The sequence below is a fragment of the Pseudomonas sp. TE6288 genome (genome assembly GCF_054062095.1).
On sequence record NZ_JBSSEW010000002.1, the window covers coordinates 326048 to 352933 of the forward strand.

At 63.2% G+C, this 26886-nt stretch carries 23 protein-coding genes; 13 read left to right on the forward strand and 10 right to left on the reverse strand.

Annotated features, from left to right (window positions below):
* The first annotated feature begins 103 nt into the window (after window positions 1-103).
* From gntB to hcnC, 4 genes are all read left to right on the forward strand, one after another.
* A complete protein-coding gene (gntB, locus tag ACVWY1_RS03240) occupies window positions 104-1090 on the forward strand; it encodes a guanitoxin biosynthesis L-arginine gamma (S) hydroxylase (protein ID WP_277502407.1) in 987 nt (328 codons plus the stop codon).
* A 172-nt stretch (window positions 1091-1262) separates the two neighbouring features.
* Window positions 1263-1571, forward strand: a complete 309-nt coding sequence (gene hcnA / locus ACVWY1_RS03245) for a cyanide-forming glycine dehydrogenase subunit HcnA (RefSeq protein WP_277502408.1) — start codon at window positions 1263-1265, stop codon at window positions 1569-1571.
* Window positions 1568-2962, forward strand: a complete 1395-nt coding sequence (gene hcnB / locus ACVWY1_RS03250) for a cyanide-forming glycine dehydrogenase subunit HcnB (RefSeq protein WP_277502409.1) — start codon at window positions 1568-1570, stop codon at window positions 2960-2962. Before hcnA ends, hcnB begins: the two co-directional genes overlap by 4 nt.
* A gap of 2 nt (window positions 2963-2964) precedes the next feature.
* Window positions 2965-4215: a cyanide-forming glycine dehydrogenase subunit HcnC gene (gene hcnC / locus ACVWY1_RS03255; RefSeq protein WP_139674761.1), complete on the forward strand. Its 1251-nt coding sequence runs from the start codon at window positions 2965-2967 to the stop codon at window positions 4213-4215.
* 33 nt (window positions 4216-4248) lie between these two features.
* Here hcnC and lpdA read toward each other — a convergent pair whose 3' ends face one another.
* Window positions 4249-5649 (reverse strand): dihydrolipoyl dehydrogenase, encoded by a 1401-nt coding sequence (gene lpdA, locus ACVWY1_RS03260; RefSeq protein ID WP_277502411.1) that lies wholly within the window; start codon window positions 5647-5649, stop codon window positions 4249-4251.
* Between the two features lie 215 nt (window positions 5650-5864).
* On the opposite strand from lpdA, the gene cfaB reads away from it, so the two are divergent.
* On the forward strand, window positions 5865-7049 hold the full coding sequence (gene cfaB, locus ACVWY1_RS03265) for a C17 cyclopropane fatty acid synthase CfaB (RefSeq protein WP_457377773.1): 1185 nt from the start codon (window positions 5865-5867) through the stop codon (window positions 7047-7049).
* A gap of 39 nt (window positions 7050-7088) precedes the next feature.
* Here the strand turns inward: cfaB and cls are convergent, their stop codons facing one another.
* Window positions 7089-8528, reverse strand: coding sequence for a cardiolipin synthase (gene cls / locus ACVWY1_RS03270; protein WP_457377774.1), 1440 nt, complete (start codon window positions 8526-8528; stop codon window positions 7089-7091).
* A 129-nt stretch (window positions 8529-8657) separates the two neighbouring features.
* Between cls and ACVWY1_RS03275 the strand changes: the two genes are divergently transcribed.
* Window positions 8658-9185: a DUF3617 domain-containing protein gene (locus tag ACVWY1_RS03275; RefSeq protein ID WP_102683405.1), complete on the forward strand. Its 528-nt coding sequence runs from the start codon at window positions 8658-8660 to the stop codon at window positions 9183-9185.
* An 8-nt stretch (window positions 9186-9193) separates the two neighbouring features.
* On the opposite strand, the gene folE2 is transcribed toward ACVWY1_RS03275, so the two are convergent.
* Window positions 9194-10075, reverse strand: coding sequence for a GTP cyclohydrolase FolE2 (folE2, locus tag ACVWY1_RS03280; RefSeq protein ID WP_457377775.1), 882 nt, complete (start codon window positions 10073-10075; stop codon window positions 9194-9196).
* A 25-nt stretch (window positions 10076-10100) separates the two neighbouring features.
* A complete protein-coding gene (locus tag ACVWY1_RS03285) occupies window positions 10101-10478 on the reverse strand; it encodes a glutamine synthetase (RefSeq protein ID WP_110696835.1) in 378 nt (125 codons plus the stop codon).
* A 109-nt stretch (window positions 10479-10587) separates the two neighbouring features.
* Between ACVWY1_RS03285 and zigA the strand changes: the two genes are divergently transcribed.
* The 3 genes from zigA to ACVWY1_RS03300 are packed head-to-tail and all read left to right on the forward strand — an operon-like array spanning window position 10588 to window position 13437.
* Window positions 10588-11796 (forward strand): zinc metallochaperone GTPase ZigA, encoded by a 1209-nt coding sequence (zigA, locus tag ACVWY1_RS03290; protein WP_457377776.1) that lies wholly within the window; start codon window positions 10588-10590, stop codon window positions 11794-11796.
* Entirely contained in the window at window positions 11793-12410 is a 618-nt protein-coding gene (locus ACVWY1_RS03295; RefSeq protein WP_111531909.1) for a DUF1826 domain-containing protein, read from the forward strand. The genes zigA and ACVWY1_RS03295 overlap by 4 nt, the downstream gene beginning before the upstream one ends.
* Window positions 12411-12462: 52 nt before the next feature.
* Window positions 12463-13437, forward strand: coding sequence for a CobW family GTP-binding protein (locus tag ACVWY1_RS03300; protein WP_457377777.1), 975 nt, complete (start codon window positions 12463-12465; stop codon window positions 13435-13437).
* Here the strand turns inward: ACVWY1_RS03300 and ACVWY1_RS03305 are convergent, their stop codons facing one another.
* The gene (locus ACVWY1_RS03305; RefSeq protein WP_102683410.1) at window positions 13438-13830 is read right to left on the reverse strand and encodes a DUF3301 domain-containing protein; all 393 of its coding nucleotides are present in this window, start codon (window positions 13828-13830) and stop codon (window positions 13438-13440) included.
* Between the two features lie 120 nt (window positions 13831-13950).
* Here ACVWY1_RS03305 and pdxY point away from each other — a divergent pair, with 120 nt between their 5' ends.
* On the forward strand, window positions 13951-14823 hold the full coding sequence (pdxY, locus tag ACVWY1_RS03310) for a pyridoxal kinase PdxY (protein WP_102683411.1): 873 nt from the start codon (window positions 13951-13953) through the stop codon (window positions 14821-14823).
* On the opposite strand, the gene ACVWY1_RS03315 is transcribed toward pdxY, so the two are convergent.
* The gene (locus tag ACVWY1_RS03315; RefSeq protein ID WP_102683412.1) at window positions 14820-15305 is read right to left on the reverse strand and encodes an acyl-CoA thioesterase; all 486 of its coding nucleotides are present in this window, start codon (window positions 15303-15305) and stop codon (window positions 14820-14822) included. The two genes, pdxY and ACVWY1_RS03315, sit on opposite strands and share 4 nt — an antisense overlap.
* Window positions 15306-15630: 325 nt before the next feature.
* Here ACVWY1_RS03315 and ACVWY1_RS03320 point away from each other — a divergent pair, with 325 nt between their 5' ends.
* Window positions 15631-17391 carry a cation:proton antiporter gene (locus ACVWY1_RS03320; protein WP_102683413.1) on the forward strand — a complete coding sequence of 587 codons (1761 nt, stop codon included), beginning with the start codon at window positions 15631-15633 and terminating at the stop codon, window positions 17389-17391.
* Between the two features lie 143 nt (window positions 17392-17534).
* On the opposite strand, the gene ACVWY1_RS03325 is transcribed toward ACVWY1_RS03320, so the two are convergent.
* The 3 genes from ACVWY1_RS03325 to uvrD all read right to left on the reverse strand — a co-directional run bounded on the left by ACVWY1_RS03325 (window position 17535) and on the right by uvrD (window position 21249).
* Window positions 17535-17942 carry an SMI1/KNR4 family protein gene (locus ACVWY1_RS03325; protein ID WP_023629684.1) on the reverse strand — a complete coding sequence of 136 codons (408 nt, stop codon included), beginning with the start codon at window positions 17940-17942 and terminating at the stop codon, window positions 17535-17537.
* Window positions 17943-18055: 113 nt separating this feature from the next.
* Entirely contained in the window at window positions 18056-18904 is an 849-nt protein-coding gene (locus tag ACVWY1_RS03330; protein WP_102683414.1) for a Tim44 domain-containing protein, read from the reverse strand.
* A 161-nt stretch (window positions 18905-19065) separates the two neighbouring features.
* Window positions 19066-21249, reverse strand: coding sequence for a DNA helicase II (gene uvrD, locus ACVWY1_RS03335; RefSeq protein WP_102683415.1), 2184 nt, complete (start codon window positions 21247-21249; stop codon window positions 19066-19068).
* A 259-nt stretch (window positions 21250-21508) separates the two neighbouring features.
* Here uvrD and ACVWY1_RS03340 point away from each other — a divergent pair, with 259 nt between their 5' ends.
* Window positions 21509-24361, forward strand: coding sequence for an EAL domain-containing protein (locus ACVWY1_RS03340; protein ID WP_457377778.1), 2853 nt, complete (start codon window positions 21509-21511; stop codon window positions 24359-24361).
* Here the strand turns inward: ACVWY1_RS03340 and zwf are convergent.
* Window positions 24358-25800, reverse strand: a complete 1443-nt coding sequence (gene zwf, locus ACVWY1_RS03345) for a glucose-6-phosphate dehydrogenase (RefSeq protein WP_102683416.1) — start codon at window positions 25798-25800, stop codon at window positions 24358-24360. The two genes, ACVWY1_RS03340 and zwf, sit on opposite strands and share 4 nt — an antisense overlap.
* Before the next feature lie 103 nt (window positions 25801-25903).
* Between zwf and hexR the strand changes: the two genes are divergently transcribed.
* Window positions 25904-26770, forward strand: coding sequence for a transcriptional regulator HexR (gene hexR, locus ACVWY1_RS03350; protein WP_023630201.1), 867 nt, complete (start codon window positions 25904-25906; stop codon window positions 26768-26770).
* The last annotated feature ends 116 nt before the right edge of the window (window positions 26771-26886 follow it).

Here is a 26886-nt window from a genome sequence, read left to right on the forward strand (position 1 = left end):
CGATGGCTGTCACCTGCAACTGGGCCCTATCTGCGCCTCGGCATCGGCTGGCGCCAGGAGCAAGGGCCTTCCATCGCCTCGACTTAACGAACAGGGACTTTCGATGAACGATGTGAACCGATTCAAACCGTCCGCTGAAATCAAGGAGCGCTTGCGTCCTTTATACGAGAAGGACAACTGGCACTGGGCGCTTGGCTTTTCTCTGGATGTGGCCGTCATCGCGCTCGCGGTGTACCTGAGCCTGCAAAGCCCGTATTTCTATCCGCTGACCGTACTGATGATCGGCTCACGTCAGCGCGCGCTCGCTTCGTTGTTGCACGAAGCGGCGCACATGACCTTGATGAGCCACAAAGTGCTCTGCCGGCTGATCGGCGAATACTTGCTTGCCTACCCGATCTTCCAGAACTACGAAGCGTATCGCCGCTCCCACGTGCAACTGCATCATCATCACCTGGGGGACCAGCACGCCGATCCCGACCACAGGTACTACATCGACTCCGGTCTGTATGCCGCGAGTGATCGGCTCGACTTTCTCCTGCGTCACCTGCTCAAGAGCATCACCCTGACCAACACCTCGCATTATTTCGTCTACCTGGTGAAAAACCGCGCTGGTGATGTCGTGGCCAAGCCCATGCAGGGCCTCAAACTGCTGGCCGTGCACCTGGTGATCCTGGCCCTGTTCTGGTACTCGGTGGGGCCCTGGGGTTACCTGCTGTTCTGGCTTGTGCCGTACTTCACCGCGTTTCAGGTGATCGGCTGGCTTTCCGAGATATCCGAGCACTTCGGTATGTTCGGGGTATACAAGGATGAAGTGAAGTTGACCCGCAATCGCTTCCCCAGCCTCATCGAGCGCGTGTTCATTGGCATGCATGGCGACAACTATCACCTTACGCACCACCTTTTTGCCGGCGTACCCTTCTGGAACCTCAAGAAGGCGCACCTGGTACTGATGGACGATCCCAGCTACGCAGAGGCGAACCGTGGTTGTGGCGGAATCTTCACCGCCAAAGGCGAAGCCAGATCCAGCCTTGCCCAGATCTTCGATGCCTATAGAAGCGGTAAGATCAGCGCGGTAATGACCGCCGAGTGACCCGGCAGGGCCGATACGTTCCAATCTGGAACGTATCGGCCACTTGCTTGATTCGCCTTTCATCGAGTGTGTGCCTGGCTGTGTGGTTGTCATGGCATAGGTCATCTTTTCCGGACGGAATCTGCCTTACCTTCACGATCCTGCCTAAACAAGGACGACGAGGTAAACGCTGATGCTGGAAAGGAAACTCGATATTCAGCCACTGTCGGGCGCCGACCTGACGATTCATCTAAACGGTGCCCCGGTGGTTGCCGCACCCGGTGAAACCGTACTGAGCGTCTTGAATGCCGTCGGGCTGCGCCAGGTTGCGCGCAACGATCATGGCCAGCTCAGCGGTGCCTATTGCGGCATGGGGGTCTGCCACTGCTGTCTGGTGCAGATCGACGGCCGACCCAAGCGTCGGGCTTGTCAGACTGTGGTCAAGCCGGGGATGAGCATCGAGACTGAAGTCAACCGAGTGCAAGAGGAGGTTCGCCCATGAGCCTTCGTCCTGTGATCGTCGGTGGCGGCTCGGCCGGCATGGGTGCGGCCATCGAGCTGGCCGAACATGGCGTGGATTGCCTGCTGTTCGATGAGGCCTCGCGCCCCGGTGGCGTGGTCTATCGTGGCCCGTTGCGCGCTGGCGTCGACCTGGGCTACCTGGGCCCGCGCTACACCAAGGCCCTGACCCGCCTGCACGAAGATTTTGCCGCCTGCGCCGAGCGCATCGACCTGCGCCTGAACCATCGCGTGGTGGGCGGTGACGACCAGCGGCTGATGGTGCTCGATAGCGATGAGCGCCTGCACGAGATCGACTATTCCCACCTGCTGCTGGCCGCCGGTTGCCATGAGCGCAACGTGCCGTTCCCCGGCTGGACCTTGCCGGGCGTGATCCTGCTCGGTGGCTTGCAATTGCAGATCAAGAGCGGTGTGGTCAAGCCGCTGGGCAGCACCCTGATTGCCGGTACCGGGCCCTTGCTGCCGCTGGTCGCGTGCCAGCTGCACGCTGCCGGTGCCAAGGTGGCGGGCGTGTACGAGGCCTGCTCGTTCAACCGCATCGCCAAGGAAAGCCTGGCGTTGATGAACAAGCCGCAGCTGTTCCTCGACGGCTTGAGCATGCTCGCCTACATGAAGCTCAACGGCATCCCCATGCATTACGGCTGGGGCGTGGTGGGCGCCACGGGGGAGGGCGAGCTGCAGGAAGTCGAGGTCGCACCCTATACCCAGGACTGGCAACCGGACATGAGCCGTGTCCAGCGCGAGCAGGTGCGCACCCTGGCTGTGGGCTATGGCTTCATCCCACGTACCCAGCTCAGCCAGCAACTGGGCCTGGCCCATGGCTTCAGCGAGGACGGCTACCTGCGCGCCGAATGCAACGTGTGGCAGCAAAGCAGCCAGCCGAACATTCACCTGGCGGGCGACATGGCCGGGATCCGCGGCGGCGAGGCGGCCATGTTGACCGGGCGCATCGCCGCGGTTTCGATGCTCCAGCAGATGGGCAAGCTCGACGCCGAGCAGGCGATCGAGTGCCGTGAGCGCTACCTGGGCAAGCTGGCGGCGATCAAGCGCTTCCGTTCCGGGGTGGAGCGCTACACCGCCCGCGGCGCAGCGCAAGTCGAACTGCCCCAGGCCGATACGGTGATCTGCCGTTGCGAACACGTGACTCGCGAGCAGATCGATCTGGCCCTGGAGCAGGGCGTGCAAGACATGGCCAGCCTGAAGATGCGCACACGAGTGAGCATGGGCGACTGCCAGGGGCGCATGTGCGTCGGTTACTGCAGCGACCGCCTGCGCAGCGCCACCGGACGCAAGGACGTGGGTTGGTTGCGCCCGCGCTTCCCGGTGGACCCGATCCCGTTTTCCGCATTCGAACAACTCGGCACGGAGGCCTGAGCATGAACAAGCACTACGACATCATCATCGCTGGTGGCGGGGTGATCGGCGCGTCCTGCGCCTACCAGCTGTCCAAGCGCAAGAACCTGAAGATCGCCTTGATCGACTGCAAGCGCCCGGGCAACGCTACCCGCGCTTCGGCCGGCGGCCTGTGGGCCATCGGCGAATCAGTGGGGCTGGGTTGCGGGGTGATCTTCTTTCGCATGATGTCCTCGCGCAGCAAGCGCGAGGCCAACGGCGCGGCGGTGGTGGTCGATTCGAGCACGCCGCACATCCTGCCGGAATGCTTCTTCGACTTCGCCTTGCAGTCCAACGCTATTTATCCACAGCTGCACCAGGAGCTGATCGGACGCCACGGCATGGACTTCAAGTTCGAGCGCACCGGGCTCAAGTACATCATCCAGGATGAAGAAGACCAGCTGTACGCCGAACATATCGTCAAGCAGATCCCGCACCTGGCCGACCAGGTTCGCTGGCTCGACCGCGACGCGCTGCGCGCTTCGGAGCCGGCGGTAACGCTCAAGGCCAATGGCGCGCTGGAGTTTCTCTGCGATCACCAGGTCAGCCCGTTCCGCCTGGGTGATGCGTTCATGGAGGCGGCGCGGCAGAACGGCGTCGACCTGTACCCGAACGTGAACATCACCGGCGTGCTGCATGAAGGCACCCGGATCAAGGGCGTGCGCACCGCCGAGGCTGGCGAGTTCCATTGCGGCACATTGATCAATGCCGCTGGCGCCTGGGCGGCGGAATTGAGCGAGTGGGCGACTGGGGAGAGTATTCCGGTCAAACCGGTGAAAGGCCAGATCGTACTGACCGAGCGTCTACCCAAGCTGCTCGATGGCTGCATCACCACCAGCGATTGCTACATGGCGCAGAAGGACAACGGCGAGATCCTGATCGGCAGTACCACCGAGGAGAAGGGCTTCGATGTCACCAATACCTTCCCGGAGATCAACGGGTTGGTGCAGGGAGCGATCCGCTGTGTGCCACAGCTGGCGCAGGTGAACCTCAAGCGCACCTGGGCTGGCTTGCGGCCTGGGTCACCGGACGAGCTGCCGATTCTCGGGCCTGTGGATAATGTCCAAGGGTATTTCAACGCCTGTGGACATTTCCGTACCGGGATTCTGACGTCGGCGATTACTGGCGTGTTGCTGGACAAGGTTGTCCACAATGAGCCGCTGCCGTTGGACATCACACCGTTCCTGGCTTCGCGGTTCCGCGCAGGTGTGGATAAACAGTTGGCGCACGGTTGACGGGTGCAGGGGCCGCAAAGCGGCCCCCAGAAGTCAGATCTGCATCGCCATCCCTTCCACATTCATCGCCGCCTGGCGCAGGGCCTCGGAGCGGGTCGGGTGCGGGTGGCAGGTGAGGGCGATGTCCTCGGCCGAGGCCGAGAACTCCATAGCCACGCAGAACTCGCCGATCATCTCGCTCACGCTTGGGCCGACCAGGTGCACGCCCAGCACCTCATCGGTCTCGGCATCGGCGATGACTTTGGCGAAGCCCTCGGTCTCATGGTTGATCTTGGCGCGGCTGTTGGCGGTGAAGGGGAACTTGCCGACCTTGTAGGCACGCCCTTCGGCTTTGAGCTGCTCTTCGGTCTTGCCGACGCTGGCCAGTTCCGGGCGGGTGTAGATGACGCCCGGGATGAGGTTGTAGTTGACCTCATGGGCCTTGCCAGCGATGCGCTCGATGCACGACACCGCTTCGTCCTCGGCCTTGTGTGCCAGCATCGGTCCGGAGGTGACGTCGCCGATCACCCAGATGCCAGGCACCGCGCTGCGGTGATGGTCGTTGGCGAGCATGCCGCGCTTGTCGGTTTCCAGCCCGGCGCTTTCCAGGTTCAAGCCTTGGGTATAAGGACGGCGGCCGATAGCTACCAGCACGTAGTCGGCCTGCAGGGTTTCGGCGGTACCACCGGCAGCGGGTTCCAGGGTCAGTGTGACGCCGTTGGCCGCGGCCGTGGCCTGGGTCACCTTGCTGCCCAGCTTGAAGGCCATGCCTTGCTTGGCCAGGGCTTTCTGCAGGGTCTTGGCGGTTTCTTCGTCGGTGCCAGGGCAGATGCGGTCCAGGTACTCGATCACCGTCACTTCGGCACCCAGGCGACGCCATACCGACCCCAGTTCCAGGCCGATCACGCCAGCACCGATGACGATCAGGTGCTTGGGCACCTGGGGCAGCGACAGGGCGCCGGTGGAGTCGATGATGCGCTGGTTGTCGATGGTCACGCCAGGCAGCGGCGTGGGTTCCGAGCCGGTGGCGATGACGATGTCCTTGGCCTGCAGGGTGGTTTCGCTGCCGTCCTCGGCCTTGACGATCACCTTGCCAACCCCGTCCAGGCGGCCCCAGCCCTTGATCCAGTCAACCTTGTTCTTGCGGAACAGGTATTCGATGCCTTTGGTCAGGCCCGTCACGCTTTCATCTTTCTGCTTCATCATCTGGCCCAGGTTGAGGGTCGGCTTGACCTCGATCCCCAGATGGGCGAACTCATCGCCACTGGCTGCCTCATACAACTCGGAAGCGTGCAGCAATGCCTTGGAAGGCATGCAACCGACGTTCAGGCAGGTGCCGCCCAAGGTCGAGCGACCCTCGACACAGGCCACGCTCAGGCCCAGCTGGCCCGCGCGGATCGCTGCGTTGTAGCCGCCGGGGCCGCCGCCGATGATCACCACGTCATAGGATTTCATGGGTTTCGTTACTCCGAGAGTGTGAGGAAGCGAAGAGGGCACAAGGTTAATCTGAGCGGGCATGATTGTATACAATCTGCTGAATAGGCTGCGCCAAATAGTTCTAGACTATGGTCGTGATTACCGGAAACTTCGTACGAATGAACTACCCTGATGCGGTGACGTCCGACACATTAAGGCGTGGCGTCCCGTATCAACGAAAGGGAGGGTCATGAATGCTTGCGCAACTTCCACCTGCGTTGCAGAGCTTGCACTTACCTTTGCGCGTCAAGCTGTGGGACGGCAACCAGTTCGATCTGGGGCCGAGCCCGCAAGTCACCATCGTGGTCAAGGAACCCCAGCTAATTACCCAGCTCACCCATCCCAACCTCAATGAGCTGGGATCGGCCTTCGTCGAGGGCAAGCTGGAGCTGGAAGGCGATATAGGCGAAGTCATCCGGGTTTGCGACGAACTCAGCGATGCCTTGCTTCAGGATGAAGATGAGGCCGTGCCGACACGCACTGCTCATGACAAGGCCACCGATGCCGAAGCGATTTCCTATCACTACGACCTGTCCAACGAGTTCTACCAATTGTGGCTCGATCCGGACATGGTCTATTCCTGTGCCTATTTCAAGGAGCCGGACAACGCCCTGGCCCCTGCTCAGCAGGACAAGTTCGACCACTTGTGCCGCAAGCTGCGCCTGCAGGCTGGCGATTACCTGCTGGATGTCGGTTGTGGCTGGGGCGGGTTGGCGCGATTCGCCGCTCGCGAGTATGGCGCCAAGGTGTTCGGCATCACCCTGAGCAAGGAGCAGCTGAAGCTGGGCCGCCAGCGGGTGAAGGAGGAGGGCCTGGCTGACAAGGTCGACCTGCAGATCCTCGACTACCGCGACCTGCCCCAGGATGGCCGCTTCGACAAGGTGGTCAGCGTCGGCATGTTCGAGCATGTCGGCCACGCCAATCTCGAGCTGTACTGCAAACGGCTGTTCGGTGCGGTGCGCGAAGGTGGCCTGGTGATGAACCATGGCATCACTGCCAAGCATGTCGATGGCCGCCCCGTCGGCCGCGGCGCGGGCGACTTTATCGACCGTTATGTGTTCCCCCATGGCGAGCTGCCGCATATCTCGATGATCACTGCACGGATTTGCGAAGCGGGTCTGGAGGTGGTCGACATCGAGAGCTTGCGGCTGCACTACGCCAAGACCCTCAACCACTGGAGCGAGAACCTCGAGAACCAGCTGCATCGCGCCGCCGCGCTGGTGCCGGAGAAGACCTTGCGAATCTGGCGCCTGTACCTGGCCGGTTGTGCCTATGCCTTCACCAAGGGCTGGATCAACCTCCATCAGATTCTCGCGGTGAAGCCGTACGCCGACGGTCACCACGATCTGCCATGGACCCGTGAGGACCTGTATCGCTGACCTGTGCAGCGGCGTGCTTGTCCGGCACGCCGCTGCGCGCTACAGGATCGGTGAAATCAGGCGTGCGATGCGCATCCCCAACTGCTGCAGACGATGGGTGTCGCGGCTGTCTTCAGCGGTGATCTCCCTGGCCTGCTCGAAATCATTCACCAGCATAAGCTCGACCTGATCGGCAAAGGCACGATCCACTGTGAGCAAGGTGATCTCGAAATTCAGCCGGAACGACCGGTTGTCGAGGTTGGCGCTGCCGATGGCACTGACCTCATCGTCCACCAGCACGACTTTCTGGTGCAGGAACCCTGGCTGATAGCGGAACATGCGCACCCCGGCGCGCACCGCTTCGAAGGCGAACAGGCTGGAGGCGGCGTAGACGATGCGGTGGTCGGGGCGTGAGGGAATCAGGATGCGCACATCGACGCCCCTCAGTACCGCCAGGCGCAGGGCGGCGAAGATGGCTTCGTCGGGAATGAAGTAGGGGCTGGTGATCCATACCCGGCTGCTTGCCGAGTGAATCGCCTCTAGGAAGAACAGCGCGCAGGTTTCCTGGGGGTCGGCCGGTCCGCTGGCCAGTGCCTGGCACAGCACGCCATCCTCGGGGTAGGCATCAGGCAGGATCAGCGGCGGGAGCTGGCGCGTGGCCCAGTACCAGTCCTCGGCGAAGGACTCCTGCAGGCAGGCCAGCACCGGGCCGCTGATCTGCACGTGGGTATCGCGCCAGGGCGAAAGTTTGGGGTGCGCTCCGAGGTATTCGTCGCCCACGTTGTGGCCGCCGAGAAAACCTTGCAGGCCATCGACCACCACGATCTTGCGGTGGTTGCGAAAGTTGACCTGGAAACGGTTGAACCAGCCGCGCCGTGTGGCGAACGCTTCGATCTGCACACCACCGTCACGCAGCACCTGGCTGTAGCTGCCCGGCAGCGCGTGACTGCCGACGCGGTCGTAGAGCACGAACACCCGTACACCTTCGGCGGCCTTGCGCAGCAATAGCTGCTGCAGCTCCTTGCCCAGGGCATCGTCGTGGATGATGAAGAACTGCACCAGCACGGTGTCCCGCGCCATGCGGATGGCGGAAAAGATCGCCTCGAACGTGGCCGCGCCATCGATCAGCAGTTTCACTTCGTTGTTGGCCAGGCATGGCATGCGCCCGAGCCTGGGCATGGCGCGCAGGGCGGCATAGCCGCCCGACTCCCGGGCGGTCAGTGCTTCCTCCACCCATGGGCGCCAGTTCAGGTTGGCCATGGCCACATGCATTTCCTGGTTGGCCTGACGCCGCGCCTGGATATACGCATAGAAGGAGCGGGCGCCGAATACCAGGTAGGGGATGAGGGTGAGGTAGGGGATGAACAGCAGCGACATGGCCCAGGCAATCGCACCTTGGGCGGTGCGTACGGTGAACACCGCATGGAGCGCGGCGGCCAGGCCGAGCAGGTGAATCAGACCGAGCACGTAACCGAAAAAGTAGGGGCTGTGGTAATCCATACGCATCCTGCTTGCCGAGAGCACTGCTGCTAACAGACCACGTTCGAGGGGGCCACTGCAACCCGCAGGCGAATTCGGCGTCTAAAGGCTCAGTCCGGCCATAGCCGGTATTTCGAGGAGCTTTCATCCATGAAGATTCGTCTGCCACTGCTCGCCCTGGTACTGGGGTTGGGCAGCCCGCTGGTTCACGCGCAGATGTTGCAACCCGGCTTGTGGGAGTTGACCACCAGCAACATGCAGGTCGATGGCAAGCCGTTGCCAGACATGGAGTTCATGCTCGGCCAGTTGAAGAACCTGCCGCCCGAGCAACGGGCGATGATGGAAGGTGCCCTGGCCAAGCAGGGCATCACCGTGGGCGGCAAGGGTGTGCGTTCGTGCCTGACACCCGAGCAGGTCAAGACCAACGACATTCCGCTGCAGGACCCGCAATCGGGCTGTACGCAGAAGATCACCGAGCGCAATGGCAATGTCTGGAAGTTCCAGTTCAGCTGCCCGAAAGCCCAAGGCAACGGCCAAGCCACCTTCCTCAGCGACCGCGAGTTTGTTACCAAGGTCAACGGCACATTCAATGCCTCCGGCGTTCAGCAACAGGGCAGCATGGATACCCGGGCGGTCTGGCTGGGTAACGACTGTGGAACAGTGAAGCCACGCAGTTGAAGTAGCGCTCACCACCGATGTTGAGTAACCGCGACCGCGTCGTGGGCATGCAGGCTCTCTGCGTGTTCCACGCGCACGCTGAACCCCGCCACCTCCTCTATCTGCGCCAATGCCAGGTGCAGGCGCCGGGCAGCATCTTCGCAGAACATCAGGTTCTGACCATTGGCCAGGGCAAATGCCTGTTCGTCTGCGCGCTTCACGGCGGTCTGCACTGCAGTGCCCAGCGCAGCTTCCGCCGCGTCAATCAGCCCTGTCAGGTTCAGCGCTTCCCCTGCAAGGCGTACCTGAAGCCTGGCCAGGCTCCGTTGGCTATGGGGCGTCGCGACGATCCCGTCACTGCTGCCCAGCCATTGGCGAATGCCGCGCCTATCCAATGGCCGATGGGCAAAGTCCCTGTCGAACTGCTCCTGGATCAGCTGCCTTGCAAGTGCTGCCGAGCATGGGCACGTCGACGAGTAAGGCACATTCACTGATAGTTCCACGTGGAACATTTCATATTCCAGCTTGGCATCCACGGTCACCGGGTAGCGCTTCCAGCCAGCCAACGGGCTGATCAGTGCCGACCGTTTGAGCAGATGATCAAAGGTCAGGCGCAGATAAGCATTGTTGGACAGGCCGGTGTGGCTAAGCAGAAATGTCCGCAGTATCTGGCGTAGAAGCGGGGGTGACAGGGGTTGTTGCTCCAGCGCCTCCAATGCCAGGTACAGCCGGGACATGTGGATGCCGCGTGAGGCACCATCGTCGAGGCTCACTCCGGCATCGGCGAATGCGGTGACGGTGCGCCCGTCGAGTTGCAGCGCAACGGCGATACCACTCATGCCCACCCAGTCCAGCGGCAGTGCCTGTTGGTTGCTCTGGGCGGCGACATCGGGAAGGGAGAGGCTGGTCATGGAAGAAATCCTGAACGGTTGATAGTCACCGGCAACCGCCGATGAGGCTGCAATGCAGGTTGAAGCGTTGGCCGCTGGAGCTGGAAACACGATTCTGCGTGGTCCACCCAATACGCCGGCTGTAACCCACCCAAGCCTCGCCGTCGCTGGCCAGGCCGGTGAAAAACGTCAATGCGCCATGGCGGCTGTTGGTCTGTGCCCACAGCCGCTTGCTCGCAACTTCATACCCACGCAGGTAAAAGGTGCTGCCTTCGGTTCGCACGCTGTAGTAGTTGCCCTTGCTGTCCTGGCAGGCCAGCAGGGTTGCGCTGCGGGTGCACCGTGCAAGGTCGGTAGTGGGCATGGCAAAGAGCTGCTCTGGATGGACGAGCAGCAGCAGGGCGATGACGCCAGGTAGTTTCATGACGCTCTCCAGACAACCGTTCGGCGATACGGCTTGGCGAAATTGTATTGTTATAATATAACATTATGCAATGCATCGTTTCGAATGCGCCTGCCCGATGAGGTTCGTCATGCCCAACCGTCTTCCTGTCACCGTGCTGTCCGGCTTCCTGGGTGCCGGCAAGAGCACGTTGCTCAACCATGTCCTGCGTAACCGTGACAACTTGCGCGTGGCCGTGATCGTCAACGACATGAGTGAAATCAACATCGATGCCAGTGAGGTGCAACGCAATGTCAGCCTCAACCGCGCTGAGGAAAAGCTGGTTGAGATGAGCAACGGCTGCATCTGCTGCACACTGCGTGAAGACCTGCTGGAGGAGGTGGCCCGGTTGGCGGGCGAGGGTCGCTTCGATTACCTGCTGATCGAGTCCACGGGTATTTCCGAGCCGCTGCCGGTCGCCGAGACGTTCACCTTTCGCGATGAGCAGGGCCGCAGTCTCTCCGACATGGCGCGCCTCGACACCATGGTCACTGTTGTCGATGGGCTGAACTTCCTTCGCGATTATCAGGCAGCCGACAGCTTGGCCAGTCGGGGCGAGACCTTGGGCGAGGGTGACGAACGCTCGATCAGTGACTTGCTGATCGAGCAGGTCGAATTCGCTGACGTATTGCTGCTGAGCAAGATCGACCTGATCAGCCAGCATGAGCGCGAAGAGCTGAGCGCCATCCTGCGCAGCCTCAATGCACGGGCGCAGATCGTGCCAATGGTGATGGGCCAGGTGCCGCTGGCGCGCATCCTCGATACCGGCCTGTTCGATTTCGACCAGGCCGCGCAGGCGCCGGGCTGGCTGCAGGAGCTGCGTGGCGAACATGTGCCGGAAACCGAGGAGTATGGTATTGCCGCGACCACCTGGCAGGCGCGCCGGCCATTCCATCCGCAGCGTTTCTTCGACTTTATCCACAAGCCCTGGAGCAACGGCCGCTTGCTGCGCTCCAAAGGGTACTTCTGGCTGGCCAGCAAGTTCCAGGAGGCCGGTAGCTGGTCGCAGGCCGGGGGCATGATGCGCCATGGCCTGGCTGGTCGTTGGTGGCGTTTCGTGCCGCGCGAGCAATGGCCACAGGATGAAGAGAACACTGCGGCGATCCTCAAGCAGTGGTCCGCGCAAGCGGGCGACTGCCGGCAGGAACTGGTGTTCATCGGGCAGAACATCGACTTTGTTCGGTTATCCACAGAGCTGGAAGCCTGCCTGCTCGATGACCAGGAAATGGAGTTGGGGCCGATGGGCTGGCTGCGCCTGCCCGACCCGTTTGGGGCGTGGCATGAGGACGCCGCGGCATGACTGTGGATATCCGCCAGGTCTTCGGTGAGTCACCCCAGGTGATGACGGAGATTCTCCAGGATGGGGTCAACCTCGCGGTCTGGCAGCGCCGCCTGCCGGCCCAGGTCGAAGACTTCGCCAACCTGGTGCTGAGCCTGGGCCAGCCATTGGCCGATGAGCGCGTGATCGAGGTGGATGAACGCCAGCCGCCAGCGTTGCCCGGGCTGCTCAGAGAAACCGTCGATCTGCATGGCTACGATGGTTTCGTCGCCGATGTGGCCTGGCTGGTGGCGGCCTATACCTGCCTGCTGGGCGCTCGACGCCTGGGGGTGCGGCTGCGGGTGCTTGAGGGGGCGATGTGCCCGCGCATGCATGTGGACCATGTGCCATTGCGCCTGCTCAGTACCTACGCTGGCGCAGGTAGCGAATGGCTGCCAGAGGGTGCCATCGACCGTGCCCGGTTGCAGCTGGCGCCGCCGCCTGTGGATAACGTCCGGCGATTGGTGGCGGGAGAGGTAGCCCTGCTCAAGGGCGAGAAGTGGCTGGGCAACGAGGGTGCGGGCTTGGTCCACCGGTCCCCGCAGACCCCCGCCGGTGAGCGTCGCTTGCTGTTGAGCCTGGACTGGTTGGCATGAATTGCCGGACGCCCCGGTATAGACTGCCATCAAGCCCTTGCGATACCGAGCCATGTTGCAGAACATCCCCACCCATGTGATCGCCGGCCCGCTAGGTGCCGGCAAGACCAGCCTGATCCGTCACTTGCTGGACCAACGACCGATTGGTGAGCGTTGGGCCGTGCTGGTCAACGAATTTGGCCAGATCGGCCTGGATGCCGCCTTGCTCAGCCGTGATGAGGCGGGCATCGCCATCGGAGAGGTGGCGGGAGGCTGCCTGTGCTGCGTCAATGGCGCACCGTTCCAGGTGGGACTCGGCCGCCTGCTGCGCAAGGCGCGCCCGGATCGCCTGTTCATCGAACCGTCCGGCCTCGGTCACCCACTCGAATTGCTGGAGCAACTGGGGCGGGCGCCTTGGACCGGTGTACTGTCGGTCCAGCCACTGTTGATGGTGCTGGATGCCGCCGCCCTTTCCCGGGGCGCTGACTTGCCCGAGGCACAGAGCATGGCATTGGCGAAGGCGGGGTTGCTGCTGTTCAACAAGGCGAGTGCCGTGGATGCTGCCACCCGCCTGTTGATAACTGCATCATTGCCTGAAGTCCCGGCGTTGTGGACGGATCATGGCGCGCTAGCGCTCGCCGGTTTGCCTGTATCGTCCGCGGCGCCAGCGGGTTCACTCGACCTTTCCAGCCTGTCTGTGGATAACAGCCCCGTCCCACGGCCCTCCTTGTGGGTGGATCCGCGGCAACCGATCTGTCAGTCCCGGTTGGCGGAGGAGGGCTGGAGCGTAGGTTGGCGCTGGCATCCGGGGCAGGTCGTGGATGAAATGGCGCTATGTGGCGTTCTTGAGCAATGGCCATGGCGCCGGGCGAAGGGGGTTATCCACAGCGCGGCGGGGTGGCAGTCGTTCAATGGCCTGGAACGTGGGGCGCTGGAATGGCGCCCCAGCGAATGGCGCAGGGACTCGCGCATCGAGCTGATATTCGATCAGCCACAACCCTTGCAGATGCTCCAGGCGGCCATCGGCAAGTGTTACCTGGCGGAGTGATCAATTGCGCCAGCGGTTATGTTCCTGGCGCCACTGCTGCATTTCGATGACGTTGTCGGTACGTGGTGGGGTATTTATCTCGAACGGGTAGGGGGCGAGTTCGATCTGCATGGTGTGGGCACCGAACTGGGTGACGGTGCCGGGGTGGCGTTGTTCGCCGGTAACGGTGAACTCGAAGTTGTAGATGCGCGCCAGGCGCTTTCGGCCATTGGCGTCGCGCACGAAGGCGATGCGCTTGAGTGCCACGGCGTCGTCGAGCAGTTCCAGGTCGAGCTTGGCGCAATGCTGCTTGACCCGCGCCAGGGCCTTCTCGCGCAGCCCGTGGTTGTGCCACAGCCAGGCGCCTGCGGTCGCCACCAGCATCAGGACGAAAAGGTTTTCCAGGGTCAGCATTTGCGTAAGCTCCAGACAGGTCGATCCAGCTTAACTGCGTCTCTGGCCTGTCGTACAGATGGCAATCGGGTTCATACTGCGGGCCGCACATTTCTTCACACAGTTTCGGAATCGTCCTGCATGAAACGTACACCGCACCTGCTCGCCATTCAGTCCCACGTGGTCTTTGGACACGCCGGCAACAGCGCTGCGGTGTTTCCCATGCAGCGGGTCGGGGTCAACGTCTGGCCACTCAACACGGTGCAGTTCTCCAACCACACTCAGTATGGCCAGTGGGCGGGGGAAGTGCTTGCGCCAGCGCAAATTCCTGCGTTGGTGGAAGGCATTTCCAATATCGGCGAATTGGGCCACTGCGATGCGGTGCTGTCGGGTTACCTGGGCAGTGCCGAGCAGGGGCGGGCGATCCTGGCTGGCGTCGAGCGGATCAAGGCGGTCAATCCCAGGGCCTTGTACCTGTGCGATCCGGTCATGGGCCATGCCGAGAAAGGTTGCATCGTGCCGGCCGAGGTCAGTGAGTTCCTGCTCGAGCAGGCCGTGGCCAAGGCCGATATCCTGTGCCCCAACCAGCTCGAGCTGGACAGTTTCTGTGGCCGTCGCGCGCAGTCGCTGGAGGATTGCGTGGGCATGGCGCGCGGGTTGCTGGAGCGTGGGCCGCAGGTTGTGCTGGTCAAGCACCTGAATTATCCACAGCGCGCGGACGATGCCTTCGAGATGCTCCTGGTGACCCGTGAAGCCAGCTGGCACCTGCGTCGGCCGTTGCTGGCGTTCCCGCGTCAGCCGGTAGGGGTGGGCGACCTGACGTCAGGTTTGTTCCTGGCCCGGGTGCTGCTTGGCGACAACTGGCTGCACGCCTTCGAGTTCACCGCCGCCGCCGTGCATGAGGTGCTGCTGGAAACCCAGGCCTGCGCCAGCTACGAACTGCAACTGGTGCGGGCCCAGGATCGCATCGCCCATCCACGGGTGCGCTTCGAGGCGCAGCGCTTGATGTACTAGATCGCGTCGGTCTTGAGGTTCTGGTAGCGCTGCTCCAGCTCCTGGCGGATCTGGCGGCGCTGCTGGCCTTGCAGGAAGCGGCGCTTCTCCTCGCTGCTCTGCGGCTGGCGCGGTGGCACCTTCACCGGACGACGGTCGTCGTCCACCGCGACCATGGTGAAGAAGCAACTGTTGGAGTGGCGCACCGAGCGCTCGCGGATATTCTCGGTGACAACCTTGATGCCCACCTCCATCGAGGTGTTGCCGGTGTAGTTGACCGAGGCCAGGAAGGTCACCAGCTCGCCGACGTGCACCGGCTCGCGGAAGATCACCTGGTCCACCGACAGGGTCACCACATAGGTGCCGGCATAGCGGCTGGCGCAGGCATAGGCGACTTCGTCGAGGTACTTGAGCAGGGTGCCGCCGTGTACGTTGCCAGAGAAATTGGCCATGTCCGGTGTCATCAGGACGGTCATGGTCAGCTGGGCGTTTCCAGGTTCCATAGAGAGCTCACGGTGAATTTGCACGGTATCGGGGCGGGTATCTGCAGACACTTCTGTTTCCCCTCTTTGAGGTTTCCCATCCTGGTACGGGACGTCGGCTGACGCTCCATCGTCACGCCAATATTGCCATCGGCGGTGTCGAATCTGCCGATCTGTTTCTGCATATTGCATTGGCAATTTGCGGCAAGGCGCGATGTTAACCTGACGACGCCCATGCAACGTGGGCTTTTGCGTCAATCACAACAGTATGTGCCCGCTCCGCGCCCAGGGTCTTACCGGTAGAGGAGCGGTTAGCCCCAGCATCGAAAACAAGGAGTAACACGCCATGCATGCCATCAGCTTCATCCAGGATCTGGCGGTGATCATGCTGGTTGCCGGGGTGGTCACCATTCTCTTTCATCGCTTCAAGCAGCCTGTGGTGCTGGGCTACATCGTCGCCGGCTTCATCATCGGTCCACACACGCCGCCGTTCGGGCTGATCCACGACGAAGACACGATCAAGACCCTGGCCGAACTGGGGGTGATCTTCCTGATGTTCTGCCTGGGCCTGGAGTTCAGCCTGCGCAAGCTGTTCAAGGTCGGCGCCACGGCGTTCATCGCCGCCTTCCTGGAAATCGTCCTGATGATCTGGATCGGTTTCGAGATAGGTCGCTGGTTTGGCTGGAACACCATGGATTCGCTGTTCCTCGGGGCGATCCTGGCGATTTCCTCGACCACCATCATCGTCAAGGCGCTCAACGACCTGAAAATGAAGAACGAGCGCTTTGCCCAACTGATCTTCGGCGTGCTGATCGTCGAGGACATTCTCGGCATCGGTATCATCGCGCTGCTGTCGGGCATAGCCGTCAGTGGCACGGTGAGCTCTGGCGAGGTGTTCTCGACCGTGGGCAAGTTGTCGCTGTTCATGATCGTCGCGCTGGTCATCGGCATCCTGCTGGTGCCGCGGTTGTTGGCCTACGTGGCGAAGTTCGAAAGCAACGAGATGCTGCTGATTACCGTGCTGGGCCTGTGTTTCGGCTTCTGCCTGCTGGTGGTCAAGCTTGAGTACAGCATGGTGCTGGGTGCCTTCCTGATCGGCGCGATCATGGCCGAGTCCCGTGAGCTGCTGAAGATCGAGCGCCTGATCGAGCCGGTGCGCGACTTGTTCAGTGCCATCTTCTTCGTGGCCATCGGCTTGATGATCGACCCGTCGATCCTGCTCGAATACGCCTGGCCGATCGTGGTCATCACCCTGGCGGTGGTGCTGGGCAAGATGCTCTCCTGCGGCATGGGGGCCTTCATTGCCGGCAATGATGGGCGCACTTCGCTGCGTGTGGGGATGGGGCTTTCGCAGATCGGTGAATTCTCCTTCATCATCGCCGCCCTGGGCATGACCCTGCAGGTCACCAGCGACTTCCTCTACCCGGTCGCGGTGGCCGTCTCGGCCATCACCACCTTGCTCACACCCTACCTGATTCGCGCTGCCGACCCGTTGTCGATCAAGCTGGGCAAGGTAGTACCAAGCCGTCTGGCACGGGTGCTTTCACTGTACGGCGAGTGGTTGCGCAGTATCCAGCCCCAAGGCGAGGGGGCCATGCTGGCGGCGATGATCCGGCGCATCTTGTTGCAGGTGGGGGTTAACCTGGCGCTGGTGATCGCGATCTTCTTCAGTGGCGGCTACTTTGCCGGGCGTATCGGCGCCTGGTTGAGCGAATGGGTCTCGGATGCCGGTCAGCAGAAGGCACTGATCTGGGGCGCGGCGTTGCTGCTGTCGCTGCCGTTCCTGATCGCCGCCTATCGCAAGCTCAAGGCGCTGTCGATGCTGCTGGCGGAGATGGGGGTCAAACCCGAGATGGCGGGGCGGCATACCCAGCGTGTACGGCGGGTAATTGCCGAGGTGATACCGTTGTTGTCACTGCTGGTGATCTTCCTGCTGCTGTCAGCCTTGTCGGCGAGCATTCTGCCGACCAGCGAACTGCTGCTGATCATCGCGGTAGTGGCGGCGGTGGTGGTGGCGCTGCTGTGGCGCTGGCTGATCCGTGTGCATACGCGAATGCAGGTGGCGTTGCTGGAGACGTTGGAGAACAGCCGCGATCATTCGCACTGAGGGAGCGGTTAACGCTTTCTGCGCAAGATTTCACCGTCGTCCGAGGGGATGGAGCGGTAGCAGTGTCGCCAGGCGCAGAGAGCCTGGCGATTCTACGAGTGATTAGTAGCTATAAGCCATCACTTTGTGCGGGTATTTCTCATTCAGCTTTCCAGCCAGACATCCCGCGCCCAGTGCCAGACCGATTCCCAGCTTTCCTCGGTGACGATTTCCTCTTCACCGGACCACAGCACCACGGTGCCGTCCTCTTCAACGCAGTAGAAATCGTCTCCGTCCTGGCAGATCGGGATGAGGTCGCGGGGCACGCCGGCGTCCCAGGCATTGGCCGCCACCTCCGGCAGGTAGGTGTGGGATTGCGGGTCGGTCACGGTCACCGGCTCGAGGCTGCCGTACACCACGTCACTGACGGTCAGCAGGTATTCCTTGAACACGAAGGGGATATTGATGAACAGCTCTTCCTCGATTTCGACCAGCTGATCCTCGTCCGGCAGTTCCAGCGGCACCGGTACCGGCTCGTTGGCTTCACGGAGTTGTTCGATCACTTCTTCCACGGTTCACATCCTCTGACCTTATGACAACGCTGCGCGTTATACCCTAGTAGGCCGCTCTGGCAAAAGCAAAAACCCCGGGACAGGCCCGGGGTTTTTTCTGCAACGTGCGACGGTTAACCGTTTTGGCGGATACCGGCCAGCAGCCAAGGCTGGTTTTCGCCCTGGGCGCGAACCATGTGCCAGCTTTCGCTGAACGCTTCGCCCTGGTCGAAGCGCGAAGTCTTCGACACGCCACGGAAGGTAAGGGTGGCGTCGGTCTGGTCGGCGCGGTCGTCTACGCCGTCCAGTTGCACATCGAGGTCGTCGATGTAGGTGGACTGGAAGCCTTCACCTTGTTCCGCGCGCTCACGCTTGAGGAACTCGAGCATCTGCGGGGTGACGAACTCGGCGATCTTGTCCATCTCGTTGGCGTCCCAGTGCTGCTGCAGCGACTGGAAGTGCGAACGGGCGGCGGCCAGGAAGCTGGCTTCGTTGAACCAGGCCGGGGCGTTGATTGCAGGCGCGGCAACCGGTGCGGCGGCACCGCCGAAGATCGACTGCGGGGCGGCCTGCGGCTGGGCTTCACGCTGGTACGGGGCATGGCCGGCGGCAGCGTGTTGCGGCTGCTGCTGGCGGCGTCGCGCGGCGATGAAGCGGAAGACCAGGAAGGCGATCAGGCCCATGATCAGGAAGTCGAGGATCTGCATGCCATCGAAGCCGTCGCCCATGAACATGGAGGCCAGCAGGCCACCGGCGGCGAGGCCGGCCAGTGGACCGAGCCAGCGCGAGGCGCCGCTGGCGGCAGCGGGTGCGCGGCCTGGCGCGGTTGGGGCGGCGGCAGGGGTGGTCGGGGTTGCCTGGCGGGTCTGGTGGATAGGCGCGGAGCCCGAGCTCTTGCCGCCACCGAAGCGCTTGGCGTTGGCGTCGAGGCTCAGCGTCAGGCCGACGCAGAGCGCCAGAGCGATGCTAAGAAAACGTTGCATAAGTTGGGGATTCCCGTTTGTGTGGATTGCACGCGCGTCATGGTGCACATGAACCGGCAGACATAGCCAGCGACAACATGTTTCGAGCTTTTGCCTGATAGTCGGGAATGCGGACGGGCGTTGTCTGAAAGGTCATCGCGGGGCACGCCCCGCGATTGGGCTCAGATGGCTTCCAGCTTGGCGTATCCAAGCATCAGCCATTTGCTGCCTTCGGAGAAGTTCACCTGCACCCGCGCCTGGGCACCGGAGCCCTCGAAGTTGAGGATCACGCCTTCGCCGAACACCGCATGCTGCACCCGCTGGCCAAGGCTGAAGGCGGTCTGCGGGATGCTGGCGTTGGCGAACAGGCTGCTCGCGGGCGTCTTGGCGCCGCCGAACGGGCGGCTGACGGTATTCGACAGGCGCACTTCCTGCACCAGCCCGGCCGGAATCTCCCGGACGAAACGCGACACCTTGTTGTAGGTTTCGCTGCCGTACAGGCGACGGGTTTCGGCGTAGGTCATGAACAGCTGGCGCATGGCCCGGGTGATGCCCACATAGGCCAGGCGCCGTTCTTCTTCGAGGCGGCCGGGTTCTTCGAGGCTCATCTTGTGCGGGAACAGGCCTTCCTCCATGCCCACCAGGAACACGTAGGGGAACTCCAGGCCTTTGGCGCTGTGCAGGGTCATCAGCTGGATGCTGTCCTCGTGCTCGTCGGCCTGGGTGTCCCCGGCCTCCAGCGAGGCATGACCGAGGAACGCCGACAGTGGCGACAGGTCGGCGTCGTCGTCGCTGGTCTCGAAGTTGCGCGCCGCGCTGACCAGTTCCTCAAGGTTTTCCACCCGGGCCTGGCCTTTCTCGCCCTTTTCTTCCTGGTGGTAGATGATCAGGCCGGACTGTTCGATGACGGTCTGGGTCATCAGGTGCAGTGGCATGTCCAGCACCTTGGCGGCGAGGTTCTCGAGCAGCTCGATGAAGGCACCCAGCGCACTGGCGGCGCGGCCCTTGAGGGCCTTGGCAGCCAGCAGCTGGCACATGGCGTCCCACATCGACAGCTGGCTGTGGCGGGCGTGTTCGCGGATGGCCTCGACGGTCTTCTCGCCGATGCCGCGTGGCGGCACGTTGATCACCCGCTCCAGCGCCGCGTCGTTGCCGCGGCCCTCGAGCAGACGCAGGTAGGCCATGGCGTTCTTGATCTCGGCGCGTTCGAAGAAGCGCTGGCCGCCATAGATGCGGTAGGGAATGCGTTCGCGCAGCAGGGCCTCTTCCAGCACCCGCGACTGGGCGTTGGAACGGTAGAGGATGGCGATCTCGTCGCGAGCGTTGCCCTGCTTGATGAGACTTTCGATGGTCTCTACCACGTAGCGCGCTTCGTCGTGCTCGTTGTACGCAGCGTAGAGCGTTAGGGGTTCGCCCTCGCCCATGTCGGTCCACAGTTCCTTGCCCAGGCGTCCGCTATTGTTGGCGATCAGGGCGTTGGCCGCCTTGAGGATGCCGCCGGTGGAACGGTAGTTCTGCTCCAGGCGGATCAACTCGGCGTCGGGGAAGTCGGCGGTGTATTGGTGGATGTTCTCGATCTTGGCGCCACGCCAGCCGTAGATCGACTGATCGTCGTCACCCACCGCCATCAGGCTGTCGCCACCGGAGGCCAGCAGGCGCAGCCAGGCGTACTGCACGGCGTTGGTGTCCTGGAACTCGTCCACCAGCAGGTGGCGGAAGCGGCGCTGGTAATGCTTGAGCAGGTCCGGTTGGTCGCGCCACAGGTCGAGGGCGCGCAGCAGCAGTTCGGAGAAATCGATGACCCCGGCGCGGTCGCAAGCCTGTTCATAGGCAACATAGATGTCGCGCATGGTGGCCAGGAACAGGTCGCCGCTGGCCTGGATATGCCGCGGGCGCAGGCCCTCGTCCTTCTGGCCGTTGATGAACCACTGCACCTGGCGCGCGGGCCATTTCTGCTCGTCCAGGCCCATTTCGCGGATCACCCGCTTGACCAGGCGCTGCTGGTCGTCGCTGTCGAGGATCTGGAAGTTCTGCGCCAGCCCTGCCTCCTGCCAGTGCGCCCGCAACAGCCGGTGGGCCAGGCCGTGGAACGTGCCGACCCACATGCCGGCCGGATTGATGCCCAGCAGTTGCTCGATACGCTGGCGCATTTCCGCCGCGGCCTTGTTGGTGAACGTCACCGACAGGATCGAGTGCGGCGAAGCCTGTTCGACCTGGATCAGCCAGGCGATACGGTGCACCAGCACGCGGGTCTTGCCCGAGCCGGCGCCGGCCAGCACCAGTTGGCGCCCGACGGAGGCCGCCACGGCCTGGCGCTGGGCGTCGTTGAGGGAGTTCAGCAGGAGGGAGAGGTCGTCATTATGCATGCGGGCATTCTATGGCCGCGCGCAGGCAGGGGCAAACGCCCGCGCTGCAAATCACCGCACAGGCCATCTACCGTTCATCGGCGCTGCTGGCAGCGCCCCGTGGTTGAGCGGTCAGACCTGGACGGACAAGACATTTTCCAAATCATGACGTAGAGCAGTTTGGTCTGACGCGACGCTTGTGTATTCTCCCTGCACATTTGTGGTCAGCCATAACAAGAACTCAAAAGAATCCAGCCATATGACCCAGGATTGCATGGCGATGGGAGCATCGCCGGAGACGACACGGAGCGTTCGCAGGCAATTCGCCACCCAACTGTCGATCGAGCGTACTCGCCTGCTTTACCAGGGCTCTCTGCTGCCCACGTTGTTCATGCTGCTCAACGGCCTGCTCAGCGCCTGGCTGCTGTGGGGCCCTGGGCGCTATCTGCTGGTTGGCGTGTGGATGGCCTGGCTGCTGGCACTGGTGGTGCTGAGGGTGATCCAGGTGGCGGCCTTCGAATCGGCGACACCGGTTCGTCAGGCCAAACCAGTCTGGCGGCGGATGTTCCTGCTCGGTTCTGCGTTCAGCGGCCTGACCTTGGCCAGTGCGGTGATAGCCCTGGCGCCGGCGGACAACTTCGTGCAGCAGGCCTGGGTGTTCGGCTTGCTCGGGGCGGCGGCGTTGTCGGCCAGTGTCGCCTACGCGGTCAGCCTGCCGGCGTTCCTCAGCTTCGCGGTGCCGTGCCTGCTGCCGCCCATCGCGTTTCTCTTCGTCTATGACGCCGGGCACCAGCGTGGCTGGGGGTGGCTGGGGCTGATCCTGCTGGTGGCGCTGATGGTGGTGGCCTGGCAGGTCAATCGCCTGATTGAGCGTGGCTTGCTGCGTCGCTTCCAGAATCAGGCCCTGATCGAACATCTGCAGTGCGCCCAGCGCCACAGCGAGGGGCTGAACCGCAAGCTCAGCGCCGAAATCGCCCAGCGCCGCCAGGCCGAGGACGACCTGCGCCAGGCCCATGCCGGCCTTGAACAGCGCGTGGCCGAGCGCAGCCATGAACTGGACCTGGCCAACCAGGCCCTGAGCAAGAGCGAGCAGCGCCTGGCCCTGGCCCTGCAGGCCAGCGAGCTGGGGCTGTGGGATTGGAACCTGGAGACTGACGAGGTCCATCACACGCAACTGCATGCCCTGTTCGGCCTCGACGCCGAGCAGGTCCGTTCGGTGCGCGCCGACCTCAAGCCGCGGCTGCACCCCGATGACCTGCCGCTGCTGCGGCGCACGCTGGTCGAACACCTCAAGGGGCGCACCGAGGACTACCGGGTCGAGTACCGGGTGCGCCATGCCCAGGGCCACTGGTGCTGGATCGAGGACCGTGGGCGGGCGGTGGAATCCGATGCCCAGGGCAAGGTCCTGCGCATGCTGGGCACCCGTCGTGATATCACCGTACAGAAGGAGCAGGAGGAGCAGCAACGTCTGGCCGCGACGGTGTTCGAGGCAGCCAGCGAGGGCATCGCCATTCTCGATGCCGACTTCCAGCTGCTGGCGGTCAACCAGGCCTTCTGCGATGTCACCGGCTACGGCCGCGCCGAGCTGATAGGCCGCAACGCCCTGGAGCTGCCCTGCAGCCGTGACGCCCGGCGCCACAGCCAGGCCATTGATCAGGCGCTGGACCAGCAGGGCCGTTGGCAGGGCGAGTTGGTCGAGGCGCGCAAGAGCGGCGAACTCTACCCCCAATGGTTGCAGCTCAACAGCGTGAGCGATGTGCGGGGGCGCATCGTCAATATCGTCGGCTTCTTCACCGACCTGTCGGCGCGCCGTGAATCGGAGGAGCGCCTGCGCTATCTGGCGCACTACGACGACCTCACCGGCCTGGCCAACCGTGCGTTGTTCCGCCTGCGCCTGCACGAGGCGGCGCAGCGCATGCGCCTGAATGGCCGCAGCCTGGCGCTGCTGCACGTCGACCTGGACCGCTTCAAGCTGCTCAACGAGAGCCTGGGCCATGAACTGGCCGACCAGTTGCTCAAGAAGATGGCCCAGCGCCTGGCCAACGCGGTGCCCGAGGCCGACACCGTGGCGCGCCTGTCTGGCGACGAGTTCGCGGTGCTGTTCGACGGCTATACCAACTTATCCAGCCTGGTGCGTGTCACCACCCGGCTGCTGGACAAACTGCGCGTGCCCCAGCGTGTGGGCGGGCACGAGGTGGTGATCAGCGCCTCGGTGGGCATCAGCTTGCTGTCCGACGCCAGCCTGGATCTCAATGCCCTGGTCAGCCAAGCCGACATGGCCAAGCAGCATGCCAAGCATCTGGGCGGCGACAGCTTCCAGTTCTATACCGAGAGCCTGCGTGCCAGCACCTTGGAGCGCCTGCAACTGGAGAACCAGTTGCGCAAGGCCATCGACGAAGGCCAACTGCTGGTCTACTACCAGCCCAAGCTGTGCCTGCGCACCGGCCAGCTGCACGCCGCGGAGGCCCTGGTACGCTGGCAGCACCCGCAATGGGGCATGGTGCCACCCAGCGAGTTCATCGGTCTGGCGGAGGAAACCGGGTTGATCGCGCCCATGGGCGAGTTCGTGCTGCGCCAGGCCTGCTGGCAAGCCTGCGAGTGGCTGCGCCAGGGCCTGGAAGTGCGTGTTTCGGTCAACCTGTCGGTGTACCAGTTGCGCCAGGGCAAGCTGGTCAGCCTGGTGCGTCAGGTACTGCAGGAATCCGGCCTGGCGCCGCACCTACTGGAGCTGGAACTGACCGAAAGCCAGTTGCTGGACAGTGTCGAGCACATCATCGCCACCTTCGAGCAGCTACATGCGCTGGGGGTGAAGCTGGCCATCGACGATTTTGGTACCGGTTATTCGTCACTGAGCTACCTCAAGCGTTTCCCGGTCGACTACGTGAAGATCGACCAGGCGTTTATCCGCGGCCTGCTCGAAGGCACGCAGGACGCGGCCATCACCCGGGCGATCATTGCCATGGCCCAGAGCCTGCAATTGAAGGTGGTGGCCGAAGGGGTGGAAACCCGTGAGCAGCTGCAGTTCCTGCGCGAGCACGGCTGTGACGAGGTGCAGGGCTACCTGATCAGCCGGCCGGTCGATGCCGCGTCGTTCAAGGCGCTGCTGGGGCGTTCGACCGCCGACCTGGGCTAGGCGTGCCAGGCCTGGCCCAGGCGCGCCAGCAGGCTGTTGGCCTGTTCCGGGCCATTGCTGCCGGCGGGGTAAGGGCGCGGCGCCTGGAAATGCTCCTCCCAGCCCTGCAGGATCGGGTCGATCCAGGCCCAGGCGGCTTCGACCTCGTCGCGGCGCATGAACAGCGTCGAATCGCCTTCGAGTACATCCAGCAACAGCCGTTCGTAGGCCTCCCAGCGGCGGGTCTGGGCGAAGGCCTGGGCCAGGTTGAGGTCCAGCTCGACCGGCGCCAGGCGCATGCCCTTGCCTGGGCTCTTGGTCATCATGCGCAGGCTGATGTGCTCGTCCGGTTGTAGCTGGATCAGCAGCTGGTTGACCTGGCCGCCGCTGAACAGCTCATGCGGCACGGGTTTGAACTGGATGACGATCTGCGAGGAGCGCCGCGCCATGCGCTTGCCGGTACGCAGGTAGAACGGCACGCCGGCCCAGCGCCAGTTGTCGATGTGCGCCTGGACCGCGACGAAGGTTTCGGTGTCGCTGTCGTTGTCCACGTCCTTCTCGAAATAGTAGGCCGGCACTTCCTGGCCGCCGATCTTGCCGGCGCCGTACTGACCGCGCACGGTCTTGTCCTGTACGTCCTGGCCGGTGATGGGCTTGAGGGCGCGGAGGATCTTCACCTTCTCGTCGCGTACCGCCTCGGCCTCGAACTCCGAGGGGGGCTCCATGGCCACCAGGCAGAGCAGTTGCAGCAGGTGGTTCTGCAGCATGTCGCGGGTGGCGCCGGCACGGTCGTAGTAGGCGCCACGGTTTTCCACACCGAGGGTTTCACAGACGCTGATCTGCACATGGTCGACCTGGCCGTTGCGCCATACCGGCTCGAGCAAGGCGTTGGCAAAGCGCAGGGCCATGAGGTTCTGCACGGTTTCCTTGCCCAGGTAGTGGTCGATGCGAAAGACCTGGGATTCGTCGAACACCGCGCCGATCGCTTCGTTGATCGCGGTGGCCGACTCCAGCGAGTGGCCGATGGGCTTTTCCAGCACGATGCGCGCTTCGCTGTCGGCCAGGCCGGCGATGCGCAGGTGAGTGGCAATCGGCACGAACAGCTTGGGCGCGGTGGCCAGGTAGAAGATCCGCGTCAGGCCGCCGGGCTCACCCAGGTAGCGGGCCAGGCGGCCGAAGTCGGCGCTCTGCGCCGCGTCCATGGGGAAGTAGTCGAGCCGCGCCGAAAAGCGCTGCCAGACGTCTTCGTCGAAGTCCTGGCGGGCGACCTGCGCCCGGCAATGGCGCTCGGCGAGCTTGACGTAGTCGGTGCGCGGCAGGTTGCGTCGGGCCAGGGCGATAATCCGCACGGCCGTGTGCAGGCGGGCTTCGCGATACAGGTGGTAGAGCGCCGGGAGCAGTTTGTGCAGGGCCAGGTCGCCCGTGCCGCCGAAGACCAGGATGTCGCAAGGAATCGTCAAACCACCACTCTCCACGTTCGATTAGCTGGGCGGGTTGGCAAGCATGTAGTATAACTACAAGAAAGCTACATCCCGGCACGCCGATCATAACCGAGTCCAGCCCGTGAATCTGTTGCAACATATCGACCAATCGCGGCACCTGCTGCGCAAATCGGAACTCAAAGTGGCCGACCATGTGCTGCTCGATCCGGCTGCCGTCATGCACAGCTCGATGGCCGACCTGGCGCACAGCGTGGGGATCAGCGAACCGACCATCGTGCGCTTCTGCCGGGCGATCGGTTGCTCGGGCTTCCAGGATCTCAAGCTCAAGCTGGCGCAAAGCCTGGCTGCCGGCGCCAGCTTCGGTCAGTTCGCCATCCATGAAGACGACTCGGTCGCCGACTACAGCCTGAAGATCTTCGACACCACCCTGCATACCTTGATGGAAGTGCGCGAGCACCTCGACCCGCAAGCCTTGCAGCAGGCGGTGACGGCCATGGCCCAGGCCCAGCGCGTGGAGTTCTATGGTTTTGGTGCCTCGGGCGCGGTCGCGGCGGATGCGCAGCACAAGTTCTTCCGCCTGCTGCTCAGCGCGGCGGCCTATTCCGATCCGCACATGCAGGCAATGTCGGCTGTCACGCTCAAGCCGGGCGATGTGGCGGTGTGCATTTCCCAGTCGGGGCGCTCGAAGGACCTGCTTATCACCGCCAACCTGGTGCGCGAGAGCGGTGCCAACCTGATCACCCTGTGCCCGAGCCAGACACCGCTGGCCGAGCTGTCGACGGTCAACCTGGCCATCGATGTGCACGAGGACACCGAGATCTACACGCCGCTGACCTCGCGCATCGCCCACCTGGTGGTGATCGACGTGCTGGCCATGGGCGTGGCCATGGCCCGCGGGCCGAGCCTGGTCAACCACCTGAAGAGCGTGAAACGCAGCTTGCGCAGCCTGCGCCTGTCGCCCAAGTCGATCAAGGCGACTGACGACTGACCTGCACGCTGTTCGTACATGCGACTGGCGTGGGGGGGGGGGGGGGCCCCCCCCAACACAAAGGCGGGCCAGCCCCCCCCCACCATTGCAAATCCACAACCAACACACGGTTTTTT

Excerpts from the sequence above, each read along its gene's own strand:
- ACVWY1_RS03330 (WP_102683414.1), bottom strand. The coding sequence starts at position 18,904 with ATGCAACGTTTTCTTAGCATCGCTCTGGCGCTCTGCGTCGGCCTGACG.
- ACVWY1_RS03300 (WP_457377777.1), top strand. The coding sequence starts at position 12,463 with ATGTTGCAGAACATCCCCACCCATGTGATCGCCGGCCCGCTAGGTGCC.
- ACVWY1_RS03340 (WP_457377778.1), top strand. The coding sequence starts at position 21,509 with ATGGGAGCATCGCCGGAGACGACACGGAGCGTTCGCAGGCAATTCGCC.
- hcnA (WP_277502408.1), top strand. The coding sequence starts at position 1,263 with ATGCTGGAAAGGAAACTCGATATTCAGCCACTGTCGGGCGCCGACCTG.
- ACVWY1_RS03285 (WP_110696835.1), bottom strand. The coding sequence starts at position 10,478 with ATGAAACTACCTGGCGTCATCGCCCTGCTGCTGCTCGTCCATCCAGAG.
- hcnB (WP_277502409.1), top strand. The coding sequence starts at position 1,568 with ATGAGCCTTCGTCCTGTGATCGTCGGTGGCGGCTCGGCCGGCATGGGT.
- cls (WP_457377774.1), bottom strand. The coding sequence starts at position 8,528 with ATGGATTACCACAGCCCCTACTTTTTCGGTTACGTGCTCGGTCTGATT.
- ACVWY1_RS03305 (WP_102683410.1), bottom strand. The coding sequence starts at position 13,830 with ATGCTGACCCTGGAAAACCTTTTCGTCCTGATGCTGGTGGCGACCGCA.
- ACVWY1_RS03295 (WP_111531909.1), top strand. The coding sequence starts at position 11,793 with ATGACTGTGGATATCCGCCAGGTCTTCGGTGAGTCACCCCAGGTGATG.
- folE2 (WP_457377775.1), bottom strand. The coding sequence starts at position 10,075 with ATGACCAGCCTCTCCCTTCCCGATGTCGCCGCCCAGAGCAACCAACAG.
- lpdA (WP_277502411.1), bottom strand. The coding sequence starts at position 5,649 with ATGAAATCCTATGACGTGGTGATCATCGGCGGCGGCCCCGGCGGCTAC.
- gntB (WP_277502407.1), top strand. The coding sequence starts at position 104 with ATGAACGATGTGAACCGATTCAAACCGTCCGCTGAAATCAAGGAGCGC.
- ACVWY1_RS03275 (WP_102683405.1), top strand. The coding sequence starts at position 8,658 with ATGAAGATTCGTCTGCCACTGCTCGCCCTGGTACTGGGGTTGGGCAGC.
- zigA (WP_457377776.1), top strand. The coding sequence starts at position 10,588 with ATGCCCAACCGTCTTCCTGTCACCGTGCTGTCCGGCTTCCTGGGTGCC.
- hcnC (WP_139674761.1), top strand. The coding sequence starts at position 2,965 with ATGAACAAGCACTACGACATCATCATCGCTGGTGGCGGGGTGATCGGC.
- pdxY (WP_102683411.1), top strand. The coding sequence starts at position 13,951 with ATGAAACGTACACCGCACCTGCTCGCCATTCAGTCCCACGTGGTCTTT.
- ACVWY1_RS03315 (WP_102683412.1), bottom strand. The coding sequence starts at position 15,305 with ATGGAACCTGGAAACGCCCAGCTGACCATGACCGTCCTGATGACACCG.
- ACVWY1_RS03320 (WP_102683413.1), top strand. The coding sequence starts at position 15,631 with ATGCATGCCATCAGCTTCATCCAGGATCTGGCGGTGATCATGCTGGTT.
- uvrD (WP_102683415.1), bottom strand. The coding sequence starts at position 21,249 with ATGCATAATGACGACCTCTCCCTCCTGCTGAACTCCCTCAACGACGCC.
- cfaB (WP_457377773.1), top strand. The coding sequence starts at position 5,865 with ATGCTTGCGCAACTTCCACCTGCGTTGCAGAGCTTGCACTTACCTTTG.